We start from the raw sequence: 26,312 nt of genomic DNA, 5'->3' as shown, positions 1-26,312 counted from the left end.
GAACGGTATGAAGCAGGTCATTACGAAGAAAAACAAAATTGTGACCCTGGAAGAAGCACTGGAGCATATTTCCGATGGATGCACGCTCATGTATGGCGGATTTGGCGGAGTGGGGACTCCCCCCACGCTCGTGCAGGGTATCCTGGCCAAAGGTGTTAAGGATTTGACCTTGATTGGCAATGATACTGGATTCCCTGATATCGGCATTGGCCGGCTTGTGACTGCTGAAAGGGCAAAGAAAGTCATCGCCTCACATATCGGATCCAATCCTAATGCAGGCAGGCTCATGACTGAAGGAAAGCTGCAAGTGGAGTTTTCACCGCAAGGGACATTAGCAGAACGGATTCGTGCTGGCGGTGTAGGCTTAGGCGGGATTTTTGTCGATGTCGGGATTGGCACGATAGCCGAAGAAGGCAAGAACAAGATGGTCATAGAAGGAAAAGAATATTTGGTGGAAACCGCGTTGACCGCTGAAGTCAGCATCGTCCATGCGAAAAAGGCAGATTCACTAGGGAATTTAGTGTACGACAAGACTGCATGCAATTTCAATCCGCTGGTAGCGATGGCTGGGGCCTTCACGATTGCGGAAGTGGAAGAAATCGTTCCTGCAGGCGAATTGGATCCGGAGTGTATTGCCACACCAGGCATTTATGTAGATATGGTGATTCCGACAAAAGGGGTGAATTGGAAATGGGCATGGCAGTAGATGTACGAAATCGCATCGCGAAACGCGCCGCCAAGGAAATCCATGACGGATTGATCGTCAATTTAGGCATCGGCATCCCTACCCTGGTGGCCGACCATATACCTCAAGATATCCATGTGCTGTTCCATGCGGAAAATGGCGTTCTCGGTACAGGTCCAAGTCCGGATCGGGGGAAAGAAGATCCTGCCCTCTGTAATGCGGGAGGGTTCCCGATCACCACTGTAATGGGCGCTTCATACTTTGACAGTGCAACTGCATTTGGAATGATCCGGAAAGGTTACATCGACATCACCATCCTTGGAGCCCTGGAAGTCAGTGAAAAGGGGGACTTGGCGAATTGGATCGTCCCAGGTAAGCGGGTGCCGGGGATGGGCGGGGCGATGGAGCTTGCCCAGAAAGCCAAAAAGGTGATCGTCCTGATGAATCACGTGAATAAGCAGGGTGAATCGAAGATATTGAAGACCTGTACGCTTCCATTGACGGCAAGGCAAAGTGTGGATTTAATCATTACGGAGATGGCTGTCATGGAAGTTACGGAAGAGGGATTGGTGCTGAAGGAAGTCATGGCACCATATACCGTTGATGATGTGATAAGGAATACAGAGGCGACATTGAAAATCCATGCTGCCGTCAACACTATTGAATAAGCCGAAAAAGGAATAGAATATGCATAACTAAGGAGGATAAAAGTGCCGGATATAAAAAAACGGATAAACCAATGGATTAAGGATCATCAGGAAGAAGGAACAGACCTATTGCAAAAAATGGTACAAGCCCCGAGTACGCAAGGAAATGAAGCCGGGGCACAGGCCATCGTCGCCGAAAAGCTGGAGGAAATGGGTTTGCAGATCGATAGTTGGGAACCTGACGGCGGCGAACTGAAGAAGCATTCTTATTTCCATTCTCCACGAAGTGATTTCTCCAACAGCCCTAATGTGGTGGGAATCATGAAAGGGACTGGAGGCGGCCGTTCCATCATTTTGAACGGGCACATCGATGTGGTTCCTGACGGTGACCGGGCACAATGGGACGACGATCCATATAGTGGAGCCATTAAGAATGGAAGAATGTTTGGACGTGGCGTAACCGATATGAAAGGGGGCAATGTATCCCTGATCCTTGCCATGCAGGCATTGAAGGAAAATGGCATCCAATTAAAAGGAGATGTCATTTTTCAAAGTGTGATTGAAGAAGAAAGCGGCGGGGCCGGAACATTAGCAGCCGTCCTGAGGGGATATAAAGCTGATGCTGCCCTTATCCCTGAACCGACGAATATGAGGATTTTCCCGAAACAGCAGGGCTCGATGTGGTTCCGGGTCCATGTTAAAGGACGTTCAGCCCATGGCGGAACAAGGTATGAAGGCGTTAGTGCCATTGAAAAAAGCATGATCGTCATCAATCATATTCGTGCCTTGGAAGAGAAGCGAAATGCACGTATCAGTGACCCGCTTTATCAGAACACGCCTATTCCGATTCCAATCAATCTAGGTGTCATTGAAGGTGGCAATTGGCCGTCATCCGTTCCCGACCTTGTGAAAATCGAGGGGAGGATGGGCGTTGCGCCGGAGGAAACGATGGAGCAGGCGAAGGACGAAATGGCTGACTGGTTAGTGCAGCTGAAAGAAGTGGACGAATGGTTCAAGGAAAACCCGCCCGTATTGGAATGGTTTGGGGCACGCTGGGTTCCAGGAGCAATTGATGTAGAGCATGAACTGATGAATGCGCTTGTTCATCAATATCGGCGAGTTGCTGGACAGGACCCGGTCATTGAAGCCTCCCCGTGGGGAACGGATGGGGGATTGCTGACACATGTAGGTGAAACGCCCGCAATCGTGTTCGGGCCTGGAGTAACCGAGGTTGCCCATTATCCAAATGAATACATCCTACTCGACAATGTGTTCTCAACAGCGGAGATCATTGCCCTTACTTTAATTCAATGGTGTGGAATGGAACAAGATCAGGATGAGGCTATTCCTGTAGGGAATAAGCTGACGATTCAAGGCAATGGCAATTAAACCCAATAGTAGACTAGCCAGTAAATATCAGGATTTTCCTTAACTGCAATAAAGTCTTCCACAAAACGATTGTGGGAGACTATTCATATCTGAAAATATCTCTTTTACTATTTCTTGAACTTTTAATATTAAAAGAAAATGAGGTAGGGACCATATGGACATGAATCTCATTAATAATCAAGAACCGACAGTTAAAAGGAATCTCAATGATAATCAAGAACCGACAGTTAAAAGGAATCTCAATGATAATCAAGAACCGACAGTTAAAAGGAATCTCAAAGCAAGGCATATGACCATGATAGCCATTGGCGGTTCAATAGGAACCGGATTATTCCTGGCAAGCGGGGCAACCATCCAGAGTGCAGGGCCCGGTGGTGCCCTCGCTGCATATGCATGCATTGGAATCATGGTTTATTTCCTTATGACGAGCTTAGGGGAAATGGCGACATATATGCCTGTATCGGGATCATTTTCCACCTACGCCACGCGCTTTGTAGATCCCGCATTCGGCTTTGCACTAGGCTGGAATTATTGGTTTAACTGGGCAGTCACCCTTGCCGTGGAAATAGCTGCAGCAGCCATCATCATGAAATTCTGGCTTCCTGATGTCCCCAGCCTTATCTGGAGTGCATTATTTCTTGGAATCGTCTTCACCCTCAACGCCCTATCCATTAAAAGCTTTGGTGAATCTGAATATTGGTTTGCTTTAATAAAAGTCGTCGCCATCATTTTCTTTATCATTATTGGATTATTGACCATCTTAGGGGTTTTTGGCGGAAAGGTGATCGGGTTTGAAAACTTCACCATGGATGAGGCTCCATTCAAGGGAGGGTTTTTATCGATCATCAGCATCTTTCTAATAGCGGGATTTTCTTTTCAAGGCACGGAACTGGTTGGTATTGCTGCCGGAGAAAGTGAGGAACCCGAAAAAAATGTTCCGAATGCGATCCGCCAAGTATTTTGGCGCATCCTATTGTTTTACATCGGGGCCATCCTGATACTCGGCCTGTTAATTCCTTATACGAGCCCAAGTTTGCTGAACGGGGATGTGGAAAATATTTCCGTAAGCCCTTTCACACTTGTTTTTGAACGCGCAGGACTTGCATTCGCGGCATCCGTCATGAATGCTGTCGTGTTAACTTCCTTACTATCCGCAGGGAACTCGGGGCTTTATGCATCAACACGGATGTTATGGTCGATGGCAAAAGATAATCAAGCTCCCAAATTCCTCGGCAAGGTCAATCGCAGGGGAATCCCGATGAATGCTTTGCTCATCACGGCATTTATTGGGGGACTCGCCTTCTTGACCTCCATTTTTGGGGACCATGTATTTACATGGCTATTGAACGCATCGGGGCTAACCGGCTTCATCGCCTGGATTGGAATTGCCATAAGCCATTATCGCTTTAGACGTGCCTATGTTGCACAAGGTGGTGACTTAACCGAATTGAAATATAAAGCAAAATGGTTTCCATTCGGTCCGATTTTTTCATTCATCCTTTGCATGGTCGTCATAGCAGGACAAAACTATGAAGCATACCTAAGCGGCAGCATCGACTGGTATGGCGTCGCTGTCTCCTATATCGGATTACCGATATTCCTGGCAATTTGGTTAGGTTACAAAATTTATCATAAAACCAAATTAATTTCATTGGAAGATTGCCAATTTGATAAAACCATTTAGCTGATAGGAATAGAAAAACCTGAGACCCCTTTGGGGACTCAGGTTTTTTTATGGGGATTTTTATGTCCTATATAAAGTAGAATAATAACAAATTGTTTATTAATGAAAAATTGTCCATTTAAAATAATAATTGACTATTTATTGTTAAAAATATAAACTAAAAGTACTATAATTATAGATGTTTATTTAAAATAAACGATAAGTGGGTGATAATATTCCTAAAAAGTTTACATTCACTGGATTGGCATTAACTATTTTCCTTATGTTTTTTTTTGTATTATTGTATATGGAATTTCTAAAAAATGCTCAGATAGAGGTAAAATCACAAGATGAAACATTAAATCAATTAAAGAAACAGCAAATTGTAACTCTTAATAAGCTTTTTAACTATAATTCTAGCTTTGAATCTAAGTCTATTTCAGGAGATAAAGTTGTAGTCGCTGTTTTAGATAGTGGAATTAATCAAAATCACACTGATCTAAAAGGTATTGTTAAAAAAAGTTTCAACGCTTTGAATAACTCAAACGATTTGTCTGATAATTTTGGCCACGGGACAGCAGTAGCTGGATTAATAGCATCTAAAAATGATGATAGTGATAGTATAGGCATTTCAAAAAATGTTGATATTTATTCTGTTAAAGTCATTCAAGATAATGGGGAAGTTAATGTAAGCGATTTCATACATGGGTTACGTTGGTCGATAGATGAGAATGTCGATGTAATTAACGTAAGTTTAGGGTTCAATTCAGAATCTAAGGAATTGAAAGATATAGTTGATGAAGCAGTTAATAATGGAATTATCATTGTTGCTTCAAGCGGAAATACTAATGGTCTAAATGCACAATATCCAGCAAGGTTTGAAAATGTAATCTCAGTTGGGGTTGTAAACGAACAACTTTTACCAACTAATCTATCTGCTATTGGAAAAATAGATTTTGTAGCCCCTGGTACAAATTTAATATCTCTAGATAATCATGGAGAGTATTCTAAATTCAGTGGAAGCTCATTTTCAACAGCATTGGTGTCAGGGGTAATTGTCGAAAATTTGAATAATCTAGATATTGAAAAAGGTAAAAATACATTTTCTGAAGTTATGTATTTACTTAAAAAAAATTCAAAAGGTATAAACCTTAATAAAGAGAATGTTGGTAATGGAGTACCGACATTTCCATAGGAGGATGAATTCAGATGAAAAAAAATCTAATATTTTTACTTTTATTCACTTTATTTATTTCAATATTGCCTAATAAAATGAGTGCCAACAGTAAGAGTATAGTAAGTGAAGAACAAATAATTGAACTCCAAGAAAATATTGAAACTGAATTATTAGATGAAAATATTGAACTAGAAGATTTTGATATTTCTAGTGAAGAATTATTATTAGAAGCTTCTGTAGAAAATGCAGTAGGCGAGACTGGGTATATCAAGGTAGAAGTAGAACCAGGGGCAGAGTTTATTAAACTTTATACAGAAGAAATTAATGAACTTGGTGAATTAGAGAAAAAAGAATATCAGGTTCCCTTAAATGAATTAGAATATAGTACATTTGATAATGAGATAGTAGACGTAACGATTATCGATACAAATTCAGGTGAAGAATTCAATTATAATTCAGAAGAGGGAAATGCATCACTAGCATTTTTAATTCCATTAGGAATTGCTATGAGTCCAGCAGTATTAACTGCATTATTCCATACGGGGGCTATGATTATTGTTGGCGGAAGTGCTTTTGTGATAGCTACACAAGCAAAAAAAGATAAGAAATATATTCATTTTCAAGCGACTGTAAAAAGTGGTGGGGTATATATTGGTAAAGGGCTTTCTAAATCTGCAGCTATTTCTAGAATGAAATCTAAAAAAGATACATGGTCAGTCTCAAGTAATCAAGCACAAGGTGTAGCACAAGGCGCTAATACTTTAGGTAAGCCTTTTGCTGAAGTGGATAAGAAAGATAATAAACCTAGAAAAGGTTATTATTGGCATTGGCATCCTTATAAAAAAACGCCAAATGCTCATGCTTTTTATGGAGGGCCTGTTAAATAATGGGGGAATGTTATGAATTTTAATTACGAGGAGATTTATAAGAAGTACTTAAAAAAGAAACAAAATTTGGTTTTTAACAAAGAAGAGATTGTAACTAGATTGAAGCAAAAGTTCAAGGCAGAGGAATTCAGTAAAGCGGAAATTCTTGATTTGCCAAGGGATGAGCATTTTGATTATGAGAAGATATTTCTTTGCCTCAAAATATGTGATAAAGATGTGTTGAAAAAAGTTTTCCTGCCTCATGAACTAAAATTTCATGAAGAACAACGGCAGGACAATCGTCGCTACCCACTTAAAAAAAGTAATAGGAAAAAAAACTGGCTCGATTATAATTATAATCAAATGATTATCGATGAACATGAAGGAAGACGAATTGATATTGTTCTTGAAAGTAAAGATGGACATCATGTTTCTGAATGTAAGGTGAAAGCTAGATGTGATTATCTGGATGGATACATTAATGCTTTAATGGTAGGAGCAAAGCTAGTTCATGAAACAGGTGAATATGAAGAGGATATTAATGATTATTATTTTCAGTTCTACTTGGAAAATTTAGAAAAATATAAAATGCTAGATTAAATTTTAGCCTACCTTAGTGGTAGGCTATTTTAGACAACATATCCATAAAACCATCGTAACTTATGTTTATATCTCCGAAAATAGAAATATATCGACGAAAACCCAGTTATATCTCCGAAAGTAAGAATATATCGACGAAAAGGGCAATTATCTCATTAAAAGTCGCAGTGTTTCTTCCATTCCTTCTTTGTATGAAGTTTTAGGGATGGAGCCGATGCGGTTTTCATATTTTTCTCCATCCAGAATGAATCTTTCTTTGGTTAAATACATGATTTCCACTACTTCTTTCATGAAAGGATTGAACAAGCCGAGTATCTGAATGATGTTTTTTGTAAGGGGAAGGACCATCTTTTTCTGTCCCGTTACCAGACGGGCAATTTGGATGATTTCGTCTCCGGAAATTAGCCCAGGCCCAGGGATGTTCCAATCTTCTCCATAGGAGTCGTCTTTTTCTGCTATTTCCACGATCATTTTTGCTGCATCCGGTAAGTAGACATATTCTCTTGGTGTTTTTAAGTCCCCGATAAAAACGGTCATTTTATTTGCTGCCAGCCCATTCAATGTTGGCTGAAGGTAGGAGTTCTGTGAAGTGGCACCATAATAGTCGGGCAGCCTGACAATCAATGCTTTGGCATTTTTCCATTTTTGGCTGAAGATAAGCTTCTCGAATTCCACTCTGATTTTCCCTTTTTTTGTATGTGGCTGTTTTGGATGGTTTTCATCTCCTTTCGTAACTTGATGCCCATAAACATATATCCCGTCTACAATGACAATCTTCTTTCCTAAAATATCGGCGGCTTTCATTACACTTTCTCCAAGTGAAAGGAGTCTCAAAGCCATCTCTTGATAGGGAACGTTGGCGCATTGGAAAATGACTTCCGCATCTTCTGCAGCCTCTACAATGGTTTTGTAATCAAAGATGTCACCAATTCTGTATGTTAATTGTTGAGAATGATCATGTTCTTTCATTAATTGCTCAAGCTTACTCTCTGATCGCCCGAAAGCGATGACTTCTTTTCCCCTGGATAACAATTCTGAAACGATGACTTGACCTGATCCACCGGTTGCTCCTAATACAATAGCTTTTTTCATATCTTTCATCCCCTTTTTATTTATTGATCAATCACTAAATAAATGATTAAAATAAGAAACCGATGAAAATCGGTCCTTACCTGCTCCCGCTATCTATAAGTTCTGGCATATTGATGAAGTGGGAAATATTACAGAGTATCCCCCTTGCCAGGAAGGTGGTCACTTGGTCCTCGGCATTCGGAATTCCAGCAGATTGAAATTTTTCCAGCGTGAGATTCCTGATGCTGGATAACCCTTTCTGCGTAGAGTTTCTTATTGCATCCTCCGTTACTGAAAGTCCTATGACCTGTAAGGCAATTTCATTTGGATTGGAATCAGTTAAATCTTCATATACCTTGATCATATGGTTAACAAGGTCTTCGGGTTCTGTTTCAATTTCGAAAGCCTGAAGGATCCTTTCGTATGCTCGATCCAGAGCCGCTACGAATAACTCCTCTTTAGTTTTAAAGAATTTAAAAACATATGGCTGGGATATGCCGGCTTTTTCTGCAATTAAGGCAGTCGTTGTATTGTAATAGCCTTTTTCTGCAAACACCTCCAAACCAGCTTCCAGTATGTCATCTTTTCGATTCTCTTTTTTTGGTCTGGCCATTGGTATCCTCCATATTTTAATTAATTAGTGATTAATCAATCACTAATTAATAACATAATATCGCAGTATGGTAATTTTTGCAATAAGGTATTTAAATCATTTTTTCCAGTTTGGTCTGCCTGGCTTAAGACCGTGATGATGAATAATCGGGGAGTGAGCGCAATACTATTATTCTATGTAAGATATTACCTGTGGATGAAAGGAAACTGATGATGCAAACCTCAAGACTCATATCGAAAGAGGCGTTTCGCGGTTCTGGAATTGGCGTCATTTTCATGGCATTATTCGGCACGTTGTGGGCAGGTACCGGTGTAATGGGATTGCAAGGGTGGGGGTTTCCTTACGTGGAACTTGCTGCCATATTCGTAGGAATCATAATGGTTATAGAGGGCATTTCATTAATATATACATCACAAAAAATGCCCGATCAAGTTTCAGAAAATGGGGCTAGGCGTTTGAAACGTATGAATTTCTGGTTTAATATCGTTTTCATTGCCGAAGGTTTACTGATTGGGATTGCCATCGCCATCTGTAATATGATCAATCAGACCGATCTTATTCCTGGAGTCATCGCCATTATTGTAGGGATTCATTTTTTACCTTTGGCGGCGCTTTTTCAAATCAAGATCTACTATGCAACAGGAGTGCTTCTCTGTTTATTGGCGCTTATCACATTACTTATTGTGCCAGACACCGTCATGTTTGGGGAGCATCAAATCCTTGCACCGTTATCCTTGCTTGGCTTTGGATGCGCGCTAATTCTTTGGACCACTGGACTGACATTATTGCTTAGTGTAAAGAATCCAAGGGAAGCGAAAGAGGAAGATTCACACAATGAAAATAAATAGGAAACATACAAAAATCCGTCGTGGCGAACGGGTTTTGATTAATTTTTCATCCAGGTTAATAGCCTGACAATTTGAAATGGTTCATTCCAAACCAGAATGAAACTTAAAAGAAAGAAGGCAGCCACAGCCAGAAACTTCGTCTTTCCTTTTTCGCTTTTTAACATGGCCCCGAAGCTAAATAACATACCAATAAGTAACGCACCGAATCCTGAGACCATTAGAAGCTCGAAGGATTTTGGTGAAAAAAAGGCGCAGCAAAATGATACGGCACCAATCACTGCAAATACGAAAGACCAATCGCTTAAACTTTTCATGACGACTCCTTTTTACTAATTATACCAATTTAGTGTTTATAATGAAATTAAAAAATTTGAGGTTGTCACTTATGGGAATATATTGTAATATATATAACAATATAAAAATCCATTTACATTTTAGAAGCATTGATAAGGACATGAATCATTTTTACGGTCTGCAGAGAGGGAAGGGCAGCTGCAAACTTCCTGGCTTAGGAAAATGATTTACCGCCTTTGAGCCATATCGGTGAACGAGAGTAACTGATATCGTCTAAGCTACGTTACAGCTCCAGAGCCATGAGTAATCTACTTATGGGAAATTGGGTGGAATCACGGGTATAACGCACTCGTCCCTTATATAGGGATGGGTGCGTTTTTTTTATATAAAAATATTGCCATGATAAGGACATGAATCATTTTTACGGTCTGCAGAGAGGGAAGGGCAGCTGCAAACTTCCTGGCTTAGGAAAATGATTTACCGCCTTTGAGCCATATCGGTGAACGAGAGTAACTGATATCGTCTAAGCTGCGTTAAAAGCTCCAGAGCCATGAGTGTTTTCTTGCTTATGGGAAATTGGGTGGAATCACGGGTATAACGCACTCGTCCCTTATATAGGGATGGGTGCGTTTTTTTTATATAAAAATATTGCCATGATAAGGACATGAATCATTTTTACGGTCTGCAGAGAGGGAAGGGCAGCTGCGAACTTCCTGGCTTAGGAAAATGATTTACCGCCTTTGAGCTATATCGGTGAACGAGAGTAACTGATATCGTCTAAGCTGCGTTAAAAGCTCCAGAGCCATGAGTGTTTTCTTGCTTATGGGAAATTGGGTGGAATCACGGGTATAAACGCACTCGTCCCTTATATAGGGATGGGTGCGTTTTTTTATTACTAAAAAGGGGTGTTTATGTGATGGGTGAAAAAATGATTAAAGTTCAATTCCCGGATGGTCAGCAAAAGGAATATCCGCAAGGGATGACAGTGGAAAGTGTGGCAGGGTCCATCAGCCCAAGTTTAAGGAAAAAGGCAGTAATAGGAAAACTGGATAAACAACTGGTTGATCTAAGTCACAAGTTGAATAAGGATGCCGAACTGTCAATCTTGAATCTGGATTCGGATGAAGGATTACAAGTTTTGCGACATACATCGGCGCATGTTTTGGCACAGGCTGTGAAAAGATTATACCGAAATGTGGAATTAGGGATGGGGCCAGTCGTAGAAGATGGTTTTTACTATGATTTTAAGTTAGATCATCCTTTGAGCTCAGAAGATTTACAAGCTATTGAAAAAGAGATGGAACATATCATAAGTGAAAATCTGGAAATTAAAAGGATCGAAGTGTCTTATGCAGAAGCTGTGAAGTTATTCCAGGATAGAGGGGAGTCATTCAAACTGGATATAGCAAAGAATATCCCTAAAGATGAAAAACTAACGATCTATCAACAGGGGGAATTCGTCGATCTTTGCAGAGGACCCCACCTTCCATCCACATCATTTGTAAAATCGTTCAAATTGACTCGTGTATCGGGAGCCTATTGGCGGGGAGACAATCAAAATGAAGTTCTTCAAAGGGTGTATGGCGTGGCTTTCCGAAAGAAAAAAGATTTACAGGATCATTTTAAATTCCTGGAGGAGGCGGCCAAACGAGATCACCGCAAATTAGGGAAGCAGTTGGAGTTATTCATGTTTTCGGAGGAAGCTCCTGGAATGCCGTTTTATTTACCGAAAGGACAAATCGTTAGAAATGAATTGGAGAAGTTCTCGCGGGAGATCCAGACTGAAGCTGATTACGACGAAGTTCGGACTCCTTTCATGATGAACCAGCAGTTATGGGAACAATCGGGTCACTGGGATCATTACCATGAGAATATGTACTTCACTGAGGTGGATCAAACAAAATTCGCTATGAAGCCAATGAACTGTCCAGGTCATATGCTTATTTTCAAAAACAATCTTTATTCTTACAGGGATTTACCCATCCGGATGGCCGAGTTCGGTCAAGTCCACCGTCATGAATATAGCGGTGCGTTGAACGGGATGTTGCGGGTCCGTACATTTTGTCAGGATGATGCCCACATTTTTGTTCGGCAGGATCAAATCGAAAGTGAAATTAAACAAGTGTTTCATCTGATTGATAAGGTGTATCGCACTTTTGGTTTCGAGTATTCGGTGGAACTCTCGACTCGTCCAGAGGATTTAATGGGCGAAGATTCCCTTTGGGAAGCTTCTGAAACAGCCTTGAAAAATGTTCTGGAAAGCATCGGGATACATTATCAATTAAATGAAGGGGACGGGGCATTTTATGGACCGAAAATTGATTTTCATATTAAAGATGCATTAAAACGAAGCCATCAATGTGCAACAATCCAACTTGATTTTCAGATGCCCGATAAATTTGATCTGACTTACATCGATGAAAATAATGAAAAGGTTCGTCCTGTCGTCATTCATCGTGCCATATTTGGATCGATCGATCGTTTTTTTGGAATCCTGATTGAACATTTTGCCGGTGCTTTTCCGGTATGGCTTGCCCCCGTGCAAGTACAGATCATCCCTGTCTCACAAGTTCATTTGAATTATTGTTTAAAGGTTCAAAAAGAACTGAAGAATCAAGGCATAAGAGTGAAAATTGATGATCGGAATGAAAAGATGGGGTATAAAGTCAGGGAAGCTCAGATAATGAAAATTCCATATATGCTGGTCCTTGGCGATAAAGAGGAGAAAGAAAATGAAGTGAATGTCCGGAAATACGGGGAACAAGAATTTGAAAATGTCGCAATTGAACGGTTCATCAATAAAATGGTCCAGCAAATAAAAGAACGGAGCATCTAACAAGAAAGGAGCTTAATCCGGAACTCACGAGTAAAAGCACGAAACTCACGAGTAAATGCACGAAATTCACGAGTAAATGCACGAAATTCACGAGTAAATGGGTGGAACTCACGAGTAAATGCACGAAATTCACTAGTAAAGCACGAAACTCACGAGTAAATGCTTGCGTTTCCATAAATACCCATAAAATAAGACAGCCGAATAAATCGGCTGTCTTATTTTATCTACAAATCCATACCCAGCCAACGCCAGGAATGAACTGCTGGAAACAGTTACCCCCCGGGCCACCTTGGCCACCACCTTGGCCACCACCTTGGCCACCACCTTGGCCACCGCCTTGGCCACCGCCTTGGCCACCACCTTGACCGCCACCTTGACCGCCGCCTTGGCCGCCACCTTGGCCACCGCCACCGACAGGGCAGGTTAATCCTAGGTATTGTAATCCGACTATATCTGTATGATGAACCTCATTTGGAATGCCGCCTTCGAGTATCTGTACCATATTAGTAACATTATTTATTCCCATCAAAATAAAGGTGTGCTGGGAGTTACCCCAAAAACCTCTGAAACAATGACCTTGTCGGCCTGCGTTTAAATGTGACTGAATAGTGGCTACTGGTACCAGTGTTTGTACTGGCAGTCTGTCATCATAATAAGGCAAATTAGCATAAGAATTATCATAATAATATGGAACATTATAATTGTAATAACCGTAATTATTATACATTCAAGAAATCCTCCCTTTGTGTTTACCCTTCAGACTATGAACAAAGAGGGGCTAGTGTCCGACATGGACAATTATGGACAATAAAATAGGCGGCCTATTTTATAAAAAGTAAGATAATTATTACGAACTCACGAGTAAAGCATCGAAATTCACGAGTAAATCCTCCAAACTCACGAGTAAATGCCTGAAATTCACGAGTAAAGCACCAAAATTCACGAGTAAATGCTTACATCTCCTTAAATCTTTATGTAAACAAAACTTTGGCTGCCTGGATGGAAAAGTAAATGCCAATCCCTATAAGGGATATTCCTGAAATGATCGAGATGCCCATTAGAATGGGTTTGGATAAGAAACGTCTGAAGGTGCTGGCGATGATGGCCATTGTGAAATCCCAGGCTAAGAGGCCGATAAGGATTCCTGAACTGTATAAAAGTAAATGATCCATATCATATTTTGATGCGGAGTTTGCGAGAATCGATCCATAAATCCCCAGCCAAAACAAAATGGATAAAGGATTCGAAAGGGACATGATGAATCCTGTTAGGAATGAAGAAAAAAGGGAATCTTTTGCTTTTCGTTCATTCACTTCAATCTTACCCGCACTAAGTAGACTTTCGATTCCGGTATAGGTCAGGACGAAAAAGCCAAAGAGCCACAAAAATGTCTTCATGAAGGAGTTGTCCAAAAAGTGGACGACACCGAAAAAGACGAGGGCTATAAAAACAAAATCCGCTAAAATGGCACCCCAGCCAAAAACCCAGGCATGCCAAAAACCTTTCTTGATCCCTTTGTCCAATTGTGCAGCGTTAATGGGACCGATAGGAGCTGCCAGTGATAAGCCCAATAATACATAGCTGAAAAAAACACCCAATTCATCACCTCATCGTTTGTTACATCTTCGTTAATTGAATGTATTCAAACAATTGGACTTGTACCACCTTTTTAGTCCTTTTTTTGAGTGGATATGGTGAATTTAGTCGGGTTTGCTGCACTTGGTAGAGACCCTTTTTGTAACAACAGAGAAAGGTCCTTCATAATGTAATTTAGTCAAATGGAAAGACGTCAAATTAAATGCATGCGCTATGTTCAAAAGGGAATTGGAGGATAATTATGCCGAAATTATCAATGCCAAATAAGTACAAAACAATCCTTGATATCATGCATACTGATATTGCTATTAATGAAATTAAGGATCATTTTGAAGAAAGACTTTCAACTGGTTAAACCTTGTAATCGAGTGACGTTTGAAATGCAGGGAAACCCATTCATTTAAAGAATGGGTTTTTTGGTTTAAAGTAGAATGAATCCATATTTTAAAGTCGAGGCAAACTAGAAGGGGAAGTCCTAAAGGGGTAATTTTGGCACTGAATAAATATTATTGCCCTATAACATAATAATTAAAGACATCTAAAAAATGATGCACAACAAATTGGTTACACAGATAGGTTACCTTTTATTGCTTTTATAATGGATGAGGAGTGTAAGTATGGAAGGTCATGAGGAGCAAAAAAATAATGTAAGCGTGTGGTGTCTCATCAGTATGGCATCGATTCCATTGGTAATGACACTAGGAAATTCAATGCTTATCCCTGTTTTGCCGATTTTCGAGGAAAAGGTGGGAATATCTTCATTTCAATCAAGTATGGTGATTACAAGCTATTCTGTTGCATCTATTTTCTTAATTCCTATTGCTGGTTATTTATCAGATCGATTCGGAAGGAAGATGGTGATCCTGCCAAGCCTTGTCCTTGCCCTAATCGGCGGCTTGATCGCGGGTTATGCATCATGGAAAATGGATGATCCCTATACATGGATCATCATTGGGAGAGTATTGCAAGGGATTGGTGCGTCTGGAGCCTCGCCAATCATTTTGCCTCTAGTGGGGGACCTATACAAGGATGATGATGAAAAAACCAGTTCTTGCCTGGGTATCATTGAAACCTCGAATACATTTGGTAAAGTCCTGAGTCCAATATTGGGTTCCCTTTTTGCCGCATTTATCTGGTTTTTACCATTCTTCTCGATTTCATTCTTCAGTTTAATATCTATTGTCTTGGTCTTTTTCTTTATAAAGGTACCAAAGGAGAAGGATGAACCGAAGAAATTTAAAGAATTCTGGCATGATACGAAAAAAATATTCAAGCAGGAGGGAAAATGGTTATATACAGTTTTCCTGATTGGTGTATTTGTCATGTTGGTTTTGTTCGGTGTTCTTTTCTTTTTGTCTGACAACCTTGAAAAAGTCCATGATTTGCATGGAGTCAAAAAAGGTTTCGTGATAGCGATCCCGCTGTTTTTTCTTTGTGTATCTTCTTATGTTGCAGGGAAAAAAATCAAGGGAGAATTACCAATCATGAAAATGATCATCATGATCAGTATAGCTGTCCTTTCAATCAGCCTTGTTTTTGTCGGTTTTACAAAAGAAAAGGTTTTCCTTCTATTACTCATAACGAGCCTAGTTGGCATAGCAATTGGTGCGTTATTGCCGACACTCGACGCAATCATCACTCAAAATATAAAAAAGGAACAGCGGGGGACGATTACCTCTTTCTACATGTCATCTAGGTTCATCGGAGTTGCCGCAGGCCCACCGGTTATGTCCCTTGTCATGAAAAATCATGTCAATATGACCTATATCATTTCGGGAATCATTGGTATATGCATTGTATTGATTGTTATGAAATTCATTAGTTCAGACAAAAAAGAAGCAGCTGCTAACTAAAAGACTTCGAAAAGCATACTAAGGAAAATTCAAAAAAGCCGGGTTTTTCCACACGGCTTTTTTTGTGTGTAATTCGCGTGAAAAGTGTTATCCCATCTAAATTTTTTTCAGCAAGAGGTTATAGGTGAGGGGGTGTCACATAGAATGTACAAGTTATTAACTAGCTCGAAGGAGTGATGCTTTTTGAGTGTACATTTACTGCTGAGTTATTTTTTCTTGGGGCTTACCCTTGCAGCACCGATTGGTCCGGTGAATTCTGCTCGTATCGATAAAGGGATCAAGAACGGGTTTTGGCATGCTTGGATCGTAGGGGTAGGGTCGATGATCGCAGATGCCTTGTTCATGATTTTAGTGTATGTAGGTATGGTACGGTTTTTAGAAATTCCGATTGTCCAAATCTTTCTATGGCTTTTTGGCGGATTTGTGCTAATTTATTCTGGGGTCGAAAGTGTTTTACGGGTTAATACGATAACATTAAATCAATACAGGAATAGAGATTCTTTATTATCCTGTTTTTTAACTGGTTTCATTATGTCAGTGACCAGCCCATTATCGATTTTATTTTGGTTAGGGATATATGGATCAGTTTTGGCTAAAACAGCTTCAAGTTATGGGACATCCCAACTTTTCATCTATAGCGGGATGATTTTTCTTGGTCTTACCTGCTGGGATTTTTTTGTAGCGGCATTAACGAATGGATTTCGCAGGTTTTTAAATGAAAAAAGCTTAATGGCGATTTCGATCATCTCTGGATTATCATTGGTAGGCTTTGGGGTTTATTTTGCTTATCAAGGTATTTTTGCCATCATATCATAAAGTAAAATGCTTTAGTTTATTACATAAGGTAGGGTATTTGAAAACTTCTTCCTTGCATAATTCATTGTGGCATTATCAACACTATGAATGATGGAAGGGGGTAATGTCATGACGACAAAAGCCAATTGCAGTTCAGCGAAAGGGAAGGCTGTCCAAGATTCTAATGCATCAGGTGAACAACAAGGCGATATGAAATGGTGGCAGCTATCATTGGTCGGTGTAGGCTGTACGATCGGGACAGGGTATTTCCTTGGATCGACTATAGGGATTAAAACGACGGGGCCATCCATTGTATTTTCATTTGTATTGGCTGCACTAGGTACCTACATCGTTTATAATCTACTTGCTAAGATGACAGCTGCCGATCCTCAAGAGGGTTCTTTTTGTTATTATGCCAATAAAGCATTTGGAAGATGGGCTGGCTTTAGCTGTGGCTGGAATTATTGGTCCTCCAATATATTGATCATGGGAAGTCAGCTTACTGCTCTTTCGCTATTATCACAATTTTGGTTCCCTAAAGTACCGCTGTGGCTATTTGCATCAGGTTTTGCCATTGTTTCAATCGTGGTGGTATTGCTGGGAACAAAAGGGTTCGACAGAGTGGAAAACATCCTTGCGGTAATTAAGACAGCAGCGATCGTAATGTTTATCATTATTGCAATATGTGCCGTTTTCGGCTGGTTTGGTCTTAATGGAGGGAAACCGCCCTCATTTCCGAATACGTACAATGAATTATTCCCAAAAGGGCTAAAAGGGTTTTGGACATCCCTTATCTATGCTTTTTATGCGTTTGGCGGCATTGAGGTCATTGGACTGATGGCGATGCAGCTTAAAAAGAAAGAAGATGCTCCAAAGGCAGGGACAATCATGCTTTTGGTTCTTACTATAATATATGTCGTTTCATTGGGGTTAGCCGTGACCATGATATCGTTAGGGGCATTCAGTGAAAAAGAAAGCCCATTCGTTTCGGCATTGGACAGTTATCACCTGACGTTTTTCCCGCACGTTTTTAATGGTGCGATCATCATTGCCGGATTCTCGACGATGACCGCTTCACTATTTGGTGTAACCAATCTATTGGTAACGCTCTCCAATGATGGGAATGCACCCTCGGTATTCATGCAAAAGATCAAGAAATTCAAGGATCTTCCACTGCCCTCACTAGGGCTTGGAGCCCTAGGTCTTTTAGGATCGATCATCACTGCCTTGCTCCTGCCAGGCAAGATTTATGAATACATTACAACATCTGCTGGAATATTACTTTTGTATAACTGGGCATTCATCATTCTTTCTTCATTCAAAATCTTGGAAAATAAGATTTGGAGTAAGATTACGGCCGTTTTCGGACTTCTTCTAATTTTTGCCGCTGTCAGTGGCACGCTGCTTGAAAAAGAAATACGACCAGGGTTTTTCATCAGCCTTTTATTCATCGTGATCATCGGTCTTGCTGCCGTTTTCATGAAGTTCAAGGTTTGGAATAAGAATAAGGCGATGGCCGCAAAAGCCAGTAAATCGGAACTGGATTGAAAAAAAGGAACTCGACTATATGAAGTCGAGTTCCTTTTTATGTGTTGGCGCTAAATCTCAATGATTATCGGAAGGATCATTGGTTTTTTCTTAGTTTGGGTAAAGAGATATTGCCCCAGTTCCTTCTTTATGGTTTGTTTAATGATATTCCATCGGTATATTTTATCACTTTGTAAATCGTTGACCGTTTTCGTAACAAGACGATTTACATGTCTCAGGAGCTCTTCGGAATTTTGAACATATACAAATCCACGGGAAATGGTATCGGGTCCTGATACTATTTTTCTTTCCGTCTTGCTTAGTGTTATGACGATTACGAGCATCCCATCTTCGGAAAGCTGCTTACGGTCCCGCAGAACGATTTCTCCAACATCACCAACGCCCACACCGTCAACAAAGGTATTGCCGGCAGCGACCTTTCTCGTTTGACGGGCGACCGAGTTTTCAATATCAACGACATCTCCATTATTGATGATGAAAGTATTGTCCTTCTCCACCCCGACAGACTCAGCTAGTAGTCGATGTTGGTGCAGCATCCGATACTCCCCGTGAATGGGTATGAAATACTTAGGTTTCATCAGGGTAAGCATGAGCTTTAACTCTTCCTGATAGGCATGTCCGGAAACATGCATGCCTGTTACAGTCCCAGATCCGTAAATGACTTTGGCCCCCAGTTGAAACAGGTTGTCGATGATGCGTGAAACATCGCGTTCATTTCCCGGTATTGGAGTGGAGGCAAGAATCACGGTATCACCAGCTAATATACTCATATCCCGATAATTCGAACTGGAAAGGCGAGACAGAGCAGCAAACGGCTCTCCTTGACTTCCCGTACATAAAACCGCGACTCTTTCAGGAGCATAATTATCGACCTCATGTGCTTGGATCAGCATCCCCTCAGGAACGTCGAGGTAGCCGCGCTCGATGGCAACGGATACGACGTTCACCATGCTCCGTCCCAGTAAGACCAATTTTCGGTTTGTCTTCTGAGCAGCGTTCACCACTTGTTGAACGCGATTGACGTTTGAAGCGAAGGTTGAAAGAAAAACTTTCTGTTTAGCCTGCATAAAGGCTTCTTCAATATGGCTGCCAACCAGATGCTCCGAGGGACTTGAGCCGGGACGTTCTGCGTTCGTGCTTTCAGATAATAAAACCAGTACACCTTCACTCCCGATTTTCGCCATTTTATGAATATCAGGATACTGATCATTCATGGGAGTCAAGTCAAATTTAAAGTCCCCTGTATGAACGACCGTGCCTTCCGGAGTATGCATGGTGACTCCAAGGCAATCGGGTATACTATGATTCGTTTTGAAAAAGTCCAGACGCAACCCCCCGAACTCCAACTTTGAATCCGAGTCGATCTGGATCAATTCAGTATCACCCAAAAGGTTATGTTCTTTTAATTTCAATTCAATCAAACCAAGTGTTAAACGTGTGGCATAAATCGGTACATTCAATTTTTTCAAGAAATAGGGGATACCGCCAATATGATCTTCATGCCCATGAGTCACAATTAAAGCCCGGATCTTCTCCTTATTTTCCTGAAGAAAGGTAATATCAGGAATGATCAAATCGACTCCTAATAAACTTTCATCAGGAAACTTTGCACCACAGTCAATAATGACCAAATCGTTTGAATATTGAACCACATACATGTTTTTACCGATTTCATTCACTCCGCCTAGAGCCAGTATGGACAAAATATTTTCATTCACACTCAAATAGCTAGACCTCCCTTTAATATATTAAAGATAGTGTTTCCTTAGGCCCCTCTTATAAAACCAACTTCTTTTTTAAAATGACTTCCCAAGCAATTTAAAACCAAACCTGAAAGGGAGGAGGTCTGAGAAACATGCGTTAACAAGCTACTAATGCTCATAAAAAAAACACCTACCGTTTTCAGTAGGTGCATGAGTAAACCATTCCATCCTCATTAGAGAAGAATCCGCTCTCGTTCCTTCATTGGCTCAAGCAAGAGTTGATGCTTTCCTCAAAAGTCTCAATGTATCCTTGGACCTGCGCTGCATATTGAGTCTTTAAAGAGTTCAGCAAACTTTCTATCAAAAATTTTCGCGGTTTGTCTGACTGCATCAGCTCATCTTGAATAAAATCGACCAATTCCATCGCTTTTGTTCGATCTTCACCGCAAGGAAAAGCTTTGTTTATCGCTTTTTTCAATTCCGTGGTGGCGTCCAGCAAATCATTATGGCAAGGATCAAGATGGTTTTTAAAGTTGGGAAACCACGTGTCCATTAGTTCCGGATCAAGAATCTGTTCTCCGCTTTCAGCCACTTCATTGACTAAATGGACAATTCGGTTCATGCAATAGCGGATAATTTGTATGTCCGGTGTACCAGCCGCATTAGCACGATAGCTAAAATGATTCATGTGGGTCATCATCGAATGAAAGATAATGACGCTATCTAAAAGAAAGGGTTTTTTGCTTTCCCCGAATATATCGAGAAACCGGTTATACATCCAACGTATGCTCAACAATAGCGTCTGATTGATGAATTGTTTTAATTCTTCATCGTTGGAGACACGGACTTCTTCGATCAGGATAAGCAATTTGCTTTGCTTGTTCACCATCATCTGCAGTTCGAGTTGCTGGATGAAAATTTCGATATTGGTTGAATCTTGATCAATCAACAGTTTCTCCCGTTCGTGGCGAATCCTTGTATAGACGGAGCGGAAAATGGCTATAAATAATTCACCCTTCGAAGGGAAATAATTATAAAATGTACCTTTTGAAATACCGCTGCCGTCTAGAATGTCCTGAATGGAGGTGGCTTGGTAACCTTTATCAATAAACAGCTTATGAGCCGTATCGATGACATTCTGCCTTCGATTATTCATCATATCACCTAATTTTCATTATACTGCTTGTATAATGTAATCGTACTCTATTTTCCATCACAGCACAAACCCTTATTTTAACCAGTAAATATTTATTGCAAAAAATGAACTAGGGGTATATTATTGATTTTATGAGATTGGGTTATACCTATCGTACAATTAAATGAACCAATAGTTTGAATGGAGGAATAGATAAAAAGTGAGTACTGCACAAACAACTGAAAAAAAGGGTTCGTATGGCATTTTGATCATACTGATGGTCGGGGCGTTTATATCGATACTGAATTCAACCCTTTTGAATATTGCACTGCCATCAATCAAAATAGACCTGGGGATTGAGACTTCCACAGTACAATGGTTGACGACGGGCTACATGCTAGTGAACGGAATCTTGATTCCGACAACAGCTTTCTTAATAAGAAAATATTCGGTGCGTAATCTGTTCCTGACAGCCATGCTCCTATTCTCAATCGGGACGATCGTTGCAGGTGTTGCGCATGCATTCCCGTTATTATTGAGCGCACGTATGGTTCAGGCTGCAGGTTCTGCAATTATGATGCCGTTATTAATGAACGTGCTTTTAACTGCATTCCCTGTTGAAAAACGGGGCTCGGCAATGGGATTATTCGGTTTAGTCATGATGTTTGCCCCTGCAATCGGGCCGACGCTTTCAGGCTGGATCATCGAACATTATGATTGGAGAATGCTATTCCATTTCATTACTCCGCTAGCTTTACTAGTGCTTATTCTCGGCTTCTTTAAACTTAAAGACAAAAAGGAAAAAGTCGATATTAAAATTGATAAATTATCGGTCGTTCTTTCAAGCTTAGGCTTTGGCGGCTTGCTTTATGGATTCAGTTCCGCAGGCAGCAAGGGGTGGGATAGCCCTTGGGTATATGGAACATTGATTGTCGGTGCCATTTCCCTGATCCTTTTCATTACACGCCAGCTTAAAATGGAAACGCCGATGCTTGAATTCAAGATTTTCAAACATCCGATGTTCGCTTTATCCGCAACGATTTCAATCGTGTTGAATATGGCCATGTTCTCGGCGATGATCTTAATGCCGATGTATACACAAACGGTCCGTGGCATTTCACCATTCGATTCAGGATTATTGATGCTGCCCGGTGCACTATTGATGGCCCTCATGTCACCGATTACCGGTAAGCTCTTCGATAAATTCGGTGCGCGCATACTTGCTTCAACCGGTTTGTTTATTACTGTGGTGACGACGTATTTCTTCAGTAAATTATCAATGGATACTTCTTATACACATATTGTGATTCTGTATTCCGTCCGTTTATTCGGTTTGTCCATGGCCATGATGCCGATCATGACAAATGGATTGAACTCGCTGCCAGCCCGTATGAACCCGCATGGTACAGCCATGAATAACACGCTGAACCAGATTTCAGGCGCAATCGGTACAGCATTGCTTGTTACGGTCATGTCAAACCATGCCGCTTCTTCCGGTGAGGATTTAATGACCAAAGCGATGAGCAAATTAACAAGCCAGCCCACTGCCGAGATGATGGAACAAATGCAGGCCCAAATCGGAATGCAGGCGATGCTCGATGGAATTAACTTCTCCTTCTTTGTATCTACCTTCATTGCTGCTGTGGCACTGATTCTGACATTATTCATTAAGCGTGCATGGCCGGCTGAAGAAAAACCAGCTGTGAAAGAAGATCAAACCGCTTAAAGGAAACAATCAAAAAGCCCCTATGTCACCTGAATACTCAGGCAGCATAGGGGCTTTGTTTAAACTTCAGCCGATTTAGTTTGGTTTATCACCAAATTTAAAACCCCGGATGGAAATAATTCGAACAATCCATAAGCCTCATCCGTTAGTATGTTTTTTCCGTGAGTTCACTTCTGACTTTATGTATGCAAAAAAGCGCAGTGCCATTGGCACTGCGCTCTTTTACATCAGGATGTCACTTCATCTGAAGTCGTCTTTGCATGCTGGATATGACTCGCTATCCAGCCAATGATCGCTGCAGAAACGAGATAGGCAAGTAAGATCCAAATCTGCGTTCGCAAGTTTTCCCAGCCGCCTAATGAGATGACCTCTTGAAGCTCCTTTAGTGAGTGGGCCATTGGCAAAAATTGACCGATTTTCGTCAATATCGACATGCCCAGTTCGCCTGGGAATGTTCCGCCGCAGGTAGCCAATTGGAATACGAGAAGGGTCACGGCTGCGAATTTGCCGATCACTCCGAATACGGTCACCAACATAAGAATGAACGTCATGAAGGTAAATGAAACGATAATGCTTGATAGAATGAATACAGGGATACTGGCCACATGTAAATGGAATCCAAGCAGGACGACTGCATCCACTAGAAGTGCCTGAATCAAGCCGATTACATATACCAGCCCCAGTTTATTCGTGAAATGGACGGTTCCGGTAACCTTAAGATTCTGCCTGCGGCCAAGCGGCAAGATATTGGAAGCCATGATGCCGCCTACATAAAAGGCCAATGACAGAAAATAAGGCGCAATCCCGGTTCCATAGTTAGGAACTTCCGACAGATTGGATTGGACCAATTGCACGGGTTCAGAGAACATCGAGGTGGTCGAATCGTCGTACTGAAGACTGGCCGTTTTATCCGCAGCTTCATTTAGCTTGGAAGATAACTTGTTTGAACCCGTTTCCAATGAAGCCAGTCCGTCTTGAAGTTCCGTCGATCCGCTGGCTAGTCGGCTGCTGCCGTCAGCTAGTGAATCGATTCCGGTATTTAAAGTGGAAAAACCATTAGTCCATTTAGAGAATCCATTCGAGAATTCTTCAGACCCCTCGTTCAATTGCTTAGCACCCGAGGTAGCTTGTGCCATTTTATCACCAAAGGTTTTCATTCCCGATTGAATGGTGCCTTGGCCATCTGCCACTTTAGCTGCACCTTCGCCCAATTGCTTTTGTCCGGCATTTAAAGTGATGGCTGCTTTTGATAAGCCTTCTGATAGGGCAAGGATTTGCTTGAAGTCTTGATCCTCCATTGCATCGGGATGACTTTTGATATAGGCATCCAATTGTTTCTTAAGAGTATTCGCTGTATCGGCAGCCTGTTCTTGCCCTTGCATCAATTTTGCATTTCCGGCTGACCAGTTCTCAACACCCTGACTTACTTCATTCATTCCATTTTCCAATGAGTGATGTCCATCCGTTAGCTGCTTCATGCCGGAATACAAGTTCTGGGAACCTGATGTTAATCCTTCCGCACCATCAGCCAAGGCTTCTTGTCCATTCAAGAGCATGGTACTGCCTGATTGCAGCTTCTGGGCACCATCATTCAAATCCTGAATGCCATCAGTCAATTTCTCACTGCCGCTTTTCGCATCTGCCGTTCCAAGATGAAGCTCTTCCGCTCCATCCCCGGCATCCGCCAAGCCTTTAGAAACGTCCTGGAATTTCGAAAGGATGCCTTCCGAATATACCTTTGTAATGCTTGCGTTGATTTTTGCAGTCATCTTTTCAACAGCAGTTGTGCTGATTTGTGAGGCAACGAAGTTCTTACCTGGATTGACCGTATATAAAAGTTTGGCCGTTTCCGGTTTTTCATCCATTAGTGTCGTGACATTTTTCGAAAAATCATCCGGAATCGTGACAACCATATAATAGGTACCTTCTTCAAGGCCTGTGTTAGCCTCCTCTGCCGAAACAAAGTGAAAGTCCAATTCTTTCTGCTTCTTCAATTGTTTAACGAAATCATCTCCAGCCTCGATTGGCTTATCGTCCATTTCCGAACCATTATCGAGATTGACCACCGCTACCGGGAGCTGATCCAACTTTCCATAAGGGTTCCAATATCCTGCCAAGAAGAAACCTGAGTAAATTAAAGGAACGACTAAAAGGAAAATCAATGCGATTCTCCCGTGTTTATGTTTCCACATTGCTGTTATATCATGAAGTACAAGTTGTAAACCTTTCATTATAGAGCCTGCCCTTTCTAACTAAATGAGATTATTTCATCATAAAGGCTTTTTAAGATACTGTATAATACATAAATGATTATGTAATAATAGATTTAAATCTATGTGAAAAGAGTGGGAAAATGGAAATTTTACAGCTGAAGTACTTTCAAACCGTAGCACGACTGGAACATATGACGAAGGCTGCGGAACAGCTTCAGATTGCACAGCCATCCCTCAGTAAAACCATATCCCGCCTAGAAGAGGATTTGGGAGTCGCACTCTTCGATAGGGAACACAGGAAAATCAGGCTCAATGCAGCCGGAAGAATATTCTTGAACCGGGTCGAACGGGCTTTCGCGGAACTGAACGAAGGAAGGCGCGAAATAGAGGAATTAACAGATCAAGACCAAAAGAACATCACATTGGCCGTTACCATTCCCAGGGTCCTGCCTGATTTATTGGGTACATTTTTATCTCAAAACCCGGATGTCCGTTTTCAACAATTCCTAAAATCCATATCATCCATGAAACAGCTACTAATTGAAGGGGAAATCGATTATTGCATATCATCCGTTCCAATTGAAGGCCCCGAATTAAAGTGGGAACCGCTGATTACCGAAGAAATATATCTGATCGTGCCTCCAAATCACCGGCTGGCAGGCAGGGAAAGCATTCAACTTCATGAAGTGAAAGATGAACCATTCATAAGTATGAACACAGGCTTCGGGTTCCGTAACCTAACCGACCAATTTTGCCTCGAAGCTGGATTTGTCCAGCACATCGCATTCGAAGGAGATGAACCTGCTGTCATCTCGGACCTTGTCAGGAAAGGATTGGGCGTCGCCTTCGTATCCGAATTGACATGGCTCCACCAAACCGGATCATTATCCCATAAAATCCGGATAACCGAGCCTGCCTGTCAAAGAACCATTGGGCTCGGCTGGTCAGAAAAACGCTACTTCACACCAGTAGCCAAGCAATTTCGTTTATTTGTAATGGATTACTTCGCTGCTGTCAACTCTGCTAGGCTGATGGGTGAATAATAGGACAGAGG

The 26,312-nt window shown here is 41.2% G+C and carries 23 protein-coding genes and 3 other annotated features; of the genes, 14 read left to right on the top strand and 9 right to left on the bottom strand.

Features of this window, described 5'->3' with window-relative positions:
• The first annotated feature begins 7 nt into the window (after positions 1 to 7).
• From ACDZ29_RS04370 to ACDZ29_RS04340, 7 genes are all read left to right on the top strand, one after another.
• Positions 8 to 706 (top strand): CoA transferase subunit A, encoded by a 699-nt coding sequence (locus ACDZ29_RS04370; protein ID WP_289315117.1) that lies wholly within the window; start codon positions 8 to 10, stop codon positions 704 to 706.
• Positions 691 to 1,353, top strand: a complete 663-nt coding sequence (locus ACDZ29_RS04365) for a 3-oxoacid CoA-transferase subunit B (RefSeq protein WP_375090039.1) — start codon at positions 691 to 693, stop codon at positions 1,351 to 1,353. Before ACDZ29_RS04370 ends, ACDZ29_RS04365 begins: the two co-directional genes overlap by 16 nt.
• Before the next feature lie 42 nt (positions 1,354 to 1,395).
• A complete protein-coding gene (locus tag ACDZ29_RS04360; RefSeq protein ID WP_375090037.1) occupies positions 1,396 to 2,721 on the top strand; it encodes a peptidase in 1,326 nt (441 codons plus the stop codon).
• A 160-nt stretch (positions 2,722 to 2,881) separates the two neighbouring features.
• The gene (locus ACDZ29_RS04355; RefSeq protein ID WP_375091098.1) at positions 2,882 to 4,405 is read left to right on the top strand and encodes an amino acid permease; all 1,524 of its coding nucleotides are present in this window, start codon (positions 2,882 to 2,884) and stop codon (positions 4,403 to 4,405) included.
• A 202-nt stretch (positions 4,406 to 4,607) separates the two neighbouring features.
• On the top strand, positions 4,608 to 5,579 hold the full coding sequence (locus ACDZ29_RS04350) for a S8 family serine peptidase (RefSeq protein WP_375090036.1): 972 nt from the start codon (positions 4,608 to 4,610) through the stop codon (positions 5,577 to 5,579).
• 14 nt (positions 5,580 to 5,593) lie between these two features.
• Positions 5,594 to 6,448 carry an SAR2788 family putative toxin gene (locus ACDZ29_RS04345; RefSeq protein WP_375090035.1) on the top strand — a complete coding sequence of 285 codons (855 nt, stop codon included), beginning with the start codon at positions 5,594 to 5,596 and terminating at the stop codon, positions 6,446 to 6,448.
• 12 nt (positions 6,449 to 6,460) lie between these two features.
• Entirely contained in the window at positions 6,461 to 7,027 is a 567-nt protein-coding gene (locus ACDZ29_RS04340; RefSeq protein WP_375090034.1) for a hypothetical protein, read from the top strand.
• Between the two features lie 147 nt (positions 7,028 to 7,174).
• On the opposite strand, the gene ACDZ29_RS04335 is transcribed toward ACDZ29_RS04340, so the two are convergent.
• Together ACDZ29_RS04335 and ACDZ29_RS04330 are read right to left on the bottom strand one after the other, a co-directional pair.
• A complete protein-coding gene (locus ACDZ29_RS04335; RefSeq protein ID WP_375090032.1) occupies positions 7,175 to 8,119 on the bottom strand; it encodes an SDR family NAD(P)-dependent oxidoreductase in 945 nt (314 codons plus the stop codon).
• A 76-nt stretch (positions 8,120 to 8,195) separates the two neighbouring features.
• Positions 8,196 to 8,711, bottom strand: a complete 516-nt coding sequence (locus ACDZ29_RS04330) for a TetR/AcrR family transcriptional regulator (RefSeq protein ID WP_375090030.1) — start codon at positions 8,709 to 8,711, stop codon at positions 8,196 to 8,198.
• A 191-nt stretch (positions 8,712 to 8,902) separates the two neighbouring features.
• Between ACDZ29_RS04330 and ACDZ29_RS04325 the strand changes: the two genes are divergently transcribed.
• Positions 8,903 to 9,559 (top strand): DUF7010 family protein, encoded by a 657-nt coding sequence (locus ACDZ29_RS04325; protein WP_289326234.1) that lies wholly within the window; start codon positions 8,903 to 8,905, stop codon positions 9,557 to 9,559.
• Positions 9,560 to 9,597: 38 nt separating this feature from the next.
• Here the strand turns inward: ACDZ29_RS04325 and ACDZ29_RS04320 are convergent, their stop codons facing one another.
• The gene (locus ACDZ29_RS04320) at positions 9,598 to 9,873 is read right to left on the bottom strand and encodes a hypothetical protein (RefSeq protein ID WP_375090029.1); all 276 of its coding nucleotides are present in this window, start codon (positions 9,871 to 9,873) and stop codon (positions 9,598 to 9,600) included.
• Positions 9,874 to 9,993: 120 nt separating this feature from the next.
• Positions 9,994 to 10,213: a binding site (T-box leader), on the top strand.
• A 30-nt stretch (positions 10,214 to 10,243) separates the two neighbouring features.
• Positions 10,244 to 10,467 (top strand) — a binding site (T-box leader).
• 30 nt (positions 10,468 to 10,497) lie between these two features.
• Positions 10,498 to 10,722, top strand: a binding site (T-box leader).
• 59 nt (positions 10,723 to 10,781) lie between these two features.
• Between ACDZ29_RS04320 and thrS the strand changes: the two genes are divergently transcribed.
• Entirely contained in the window at positions 10,782 to 12,689 is a 1,908-nt protein-coding gene (thrS, locus tag ACDZ29_RS04315; protein ID WP_375091097.1) for a threonine--tRNA ligase, read from the top strand.
• On the opposite strand, the gene ACDZ29_RS04310 is transcribed toward thrS, so the two are convergent.
• The 3 genes from ACDZ29_RS04310 to ACDZ29_RS04300 form a co-directional block, all read right to left on the bottom strand.
• Complete coding sequence (locus ACDZ29_RS04310) at positions 12,649 to 12,864, bottom strand: hypothetical protein (protein ID WP_375090028.1); 216 nt, start codon at positions 12,862 to 12,864, stop codon at positions 12,649 to 12,651. The genes thrS and ACDZ29_RS04310 overlap by 41 nt on opposite strands.
• Positions 12,865 to 12,909: 45 nt before the next feature.
• The gene (locus ACDZ29_RS04305; protein WP_375090026.1) at positions 12,910 to 13,215 is read right to left on the bottom strand and encodes a hypothetical protein; all 306 of its coding nucleotides are present in this window, start codon (positions 13,213 to 13,215) and stop codon (positions 12,910 to 12,912) included.
• A gap of 445 nt (positions 13,216 to 13,660) precedes the next feature.
• On the bottom strand, positions 13,661 to 14,287 hold the full coding sequence (locus ACDZ29_RS04300) for a LysE family transporter (protein WP_375090025.1): 627 nt from the start codon (positions 14,285 to 14,287) through the stop codon (positions 13,661 to 13,663).
• 615 nt (positions 14,288 to 14,902) lie between these two features.
• Between ACDZ29_RS04300 and ACDZ29_RS04295 the strand changes: the two genes are divergently transcribed.
• The 3 genes from ACDZ29_RS04295 (at position 14,903) to ACDZ29_RS04285 (ending at position 18,481) form a co-directional block, all read left to right on the top strand.
• The gene (locus tag ACDZ29_RS04295; protein WP_370016227.1) at positions 14,903 to 16,138 is read left to right on the top strand and encodes an MFS transporter; all 1,236 of its coding nucleotides are present in this window, start codon (positions 14,903 to 14,905) and stop codon (positions 16,136 to 16,138) included.
• A gap of 183 nt (positions 16,139 to 16,321) precedes the next feature.
• Positions 16,322 to 16,954: a LysE family transporter gene (locus tag ACDZ29_RS04290; protein WP_375090024.1), complete on the top strand. Its 633-nt coding sequence runs from the start codon at positions 16,322 to 16,324 to the stop codon at positions 16,952 to 16,954.
• Positions 16,955 to 17,143: 189 nt separating this feature from the next.
• A complete protein-coding gene (locus ACDZ29_RS04285; protein ID WP_370017094.1) occupies positions 17,144 to 18,481 on the top strand; it encodes an amino acid permease in 1,338 nt (445 codons plus the stop codon).
• Between the two features lie 50 nt (positions 18,482 to 18,531).
• Here ACDZ29_RS04285 and ACDZ29_RS04280 read toward each other — a convergent pair whose 3' ends face one another.
• Positions 18,532 to 20,205: a ribonuclease J gene (locus tag ACDZ29_RS04280; protein ID WP_375090022.1), complete on the bottom strand. Its 1,674-nt coding sequence runs from the start codon at positions 20,203 to 20,205 to the stop codon at positions 18,532 to 18,534.
• 238 nt (positions 20,206 to 20,443) lie between these two features.
• Positions 20,444 to 21,340 carry a TetR/AcrR family transcriptional regulator gene (locus tag ACDZ29_RS04275; protein WP_375090021.1) on the bottom strand — a complete coding sequence of 299 codons (897 nt, stop codon included), beginning with the start codon at positions 21,338 to 21,340 and terminating at the stop codon, positions 20,444 to 20,446.
• A 256-nt stretch (positions 21,341 to 21,596) separates the two neighbouring features.
• Between ACDZ29_RS04275 and ACDZ29_RS04270 the strand changes: the two genes are divergently transcribed.
• Positions 21,597 to 23,045 (top strand): DHA2 family efflux MFS transporter permease subunit, encoded by a 1,449-nt coding sequence (locus ACDZ29_RS04270; protein ID WP_289327375.1) that lies wholly within the window; start codon positions 21,597 to 21,599, stop codon positions 23,043 to 23,045.
• Between the two features lie 227 nt (positions 23,046 to 23,272).
• Here the strand turns inward: ACDZ29_RS04270 and ACDZ29_RS04265 are convergent, their stop codons facing one another.
• A complete protein-coding gene (locus tag ACDZ29_RS04265) occupies positions 23,273 to 25,276 on the bottom strand; it encodes a YhgE/Pip family protein (protein ID WP_375090019.1) in 2,004 nt (667 codons plus the stop codon).
• A 122-nt stretch (positions 25,277 to 25,398) separates the two neighbouring features.
• Here ACDZ29_RS04265 and ACDZ29_RS04260 point away from each other — a divergent pair, with 122 nt between their 5' ends.
• Positions 25,399 to 26,301 (top strand): LysR family transcriptional regulator, encoded by a 903-nt coding sequence (locus tag ACDZ29_RS04260; RefSeq protein ID WP_289326223.1) that lies wholly within the window; start codon positions 25,399 to 25,401, stop codon positions 26,299 to 26,301.
• Positions 26,302 to 26,312 lie beyond the last annotated feature (11 nt).

This window comes from Peribacillus sp. RS7, assembly GCF_041956845.1.
Lineage (GTDB): Bacteria > Bacillota > Bacilli > Bacillales > DSM-1321 > Peribacillus.
Note: the sequence above shows the minus strand (reverse complement) of the source record. Positions and strands in the feature narration are given on the sequence as shown.

Excerpts from the sequence above, each read along its gene's own strand:
- ACDZ29_RS04320 (WP_375090029.1), bottom strand. The coding sequence starts at position 9,873 with ATGAAAAGTTTAAGCGATTGGTCTTTCGTATTTGCAGTGATTGGTGCC.
- ACDZ29_RS04295 (WP_370016227.1), top strand. The coding sequence starts at position 14,903 with ATGGAAGGTCATGAGGAGCAAAAAAATAATGTAAGCGTGTGGTGTCTC.
- ACDZ29_RS04340 (WP_375090034.1), top strand. The coding sequence starts at position 6,461 with ATGAATTTTAATTACGAGGAGATTTATAAGAAGTACTTAAAAAAGAAA.
- ACDZ29_RS04285 (WP_370017094.1), top strand. The coding sequence starts at position 17,144 with ATGAAATGGTGGCAGCTATCATTGGTCGGTGTAGGCTGTACGATCGGG.
- ACDZ29_RS04330 (WP_375090030.1), bottom strand. The coding sequence starts at position 8,711 with ATGGCCAGACCAAAAAAAGAGAATCGAAAAGATGACATACTGGAAGCT.
- ACDZ29_RS04365 (WP_375090039.1), top strand. The coding sequence starts at position 691 with ATGGGCATGGCAGTAGATGTACGAAATCGCATCGCGAAACGCGCCGCC.
- ACDZ29_RS04270 (WP_289327375.1), top strand. The coding sequence starts at position 21,597 with ATGGTCGGGGCGTTTATATCGATACTGAATTCAACCCTTTTGAATATT.
- ACDZ29_RS04265 (WP_375090019.1), bottom strand. The coding sequence starts at position 25,276 with ATGAAAGGTTTACAACTTGTACTTCATGATATAACAGCAATGTGGAAA.
- ACDZ29_RS04260 (WP_289326223.1), top strand. The coding sequence starts at position 25,399 with ATGGAAATTTTACAGCTGAAGTACTTTCAAACCGTAGCACGACTGGAA.
- ACDZ29_RS04275 (WP_375090021.1), bottom strand. The coding sequence starts at position 21,340 with ATGAATAATCGAAGGCAGAATGTCATCGATACGGCTCATAAGCTGTTT.
- thrS (WP_375091097.1), top strand. The coding sequence starts at position 10,782 with ATGATTAAAGTTCAATTCCCGGATGGTCAGCAAAAGGAATATCCGCAA.
- ACDZ29_RS04310 (WP_375090028.1), bottom strand. The coding sequence starts at position 12,864 with ATGGAAACGCAAGCATTTACTCGTGAGTTTCGTGCTTTACTAGTGAAT.
- ACDZ29_RS04305 (WP_375090026.1), bottom strand. The coding sequence starts at position 13,215 with ATGGGAATAAATAATGTTACTAATATGGTACAGATACTCGAAGGCGGC.
- ACDZ29_RS04355 (WP_375091098.1), top strand. The coding sequence starts at position 2,882 with ATGAATCTCATTAATAATCAAGAACCGACAGTTAAAAGGAATCTCAAT.
- ACDZ29_RS04345 (WP_375090035.1), top strand. The coding sequence starts at position 5,594 with ATGAAAAAAAATCTAATATTTTTACTTTTATTCACTTTATTTATTTCA.
- ACDZ29_RS04370 (WP_289315117.1), top strand. The coding sequence starts at position 8 with ATGAAGCAGGTCATTACGAAGAAAAACAAAATTGTGACCCTGGAAGAA.
- ACDZ29_RS04335 (WP_375090032.1), bottom strand. The coding sequence starts at position 8,119 with ATGAAAAAAGCTATTGTATTAGGAGCAACCGGTGGATCAGGTCAAGTC.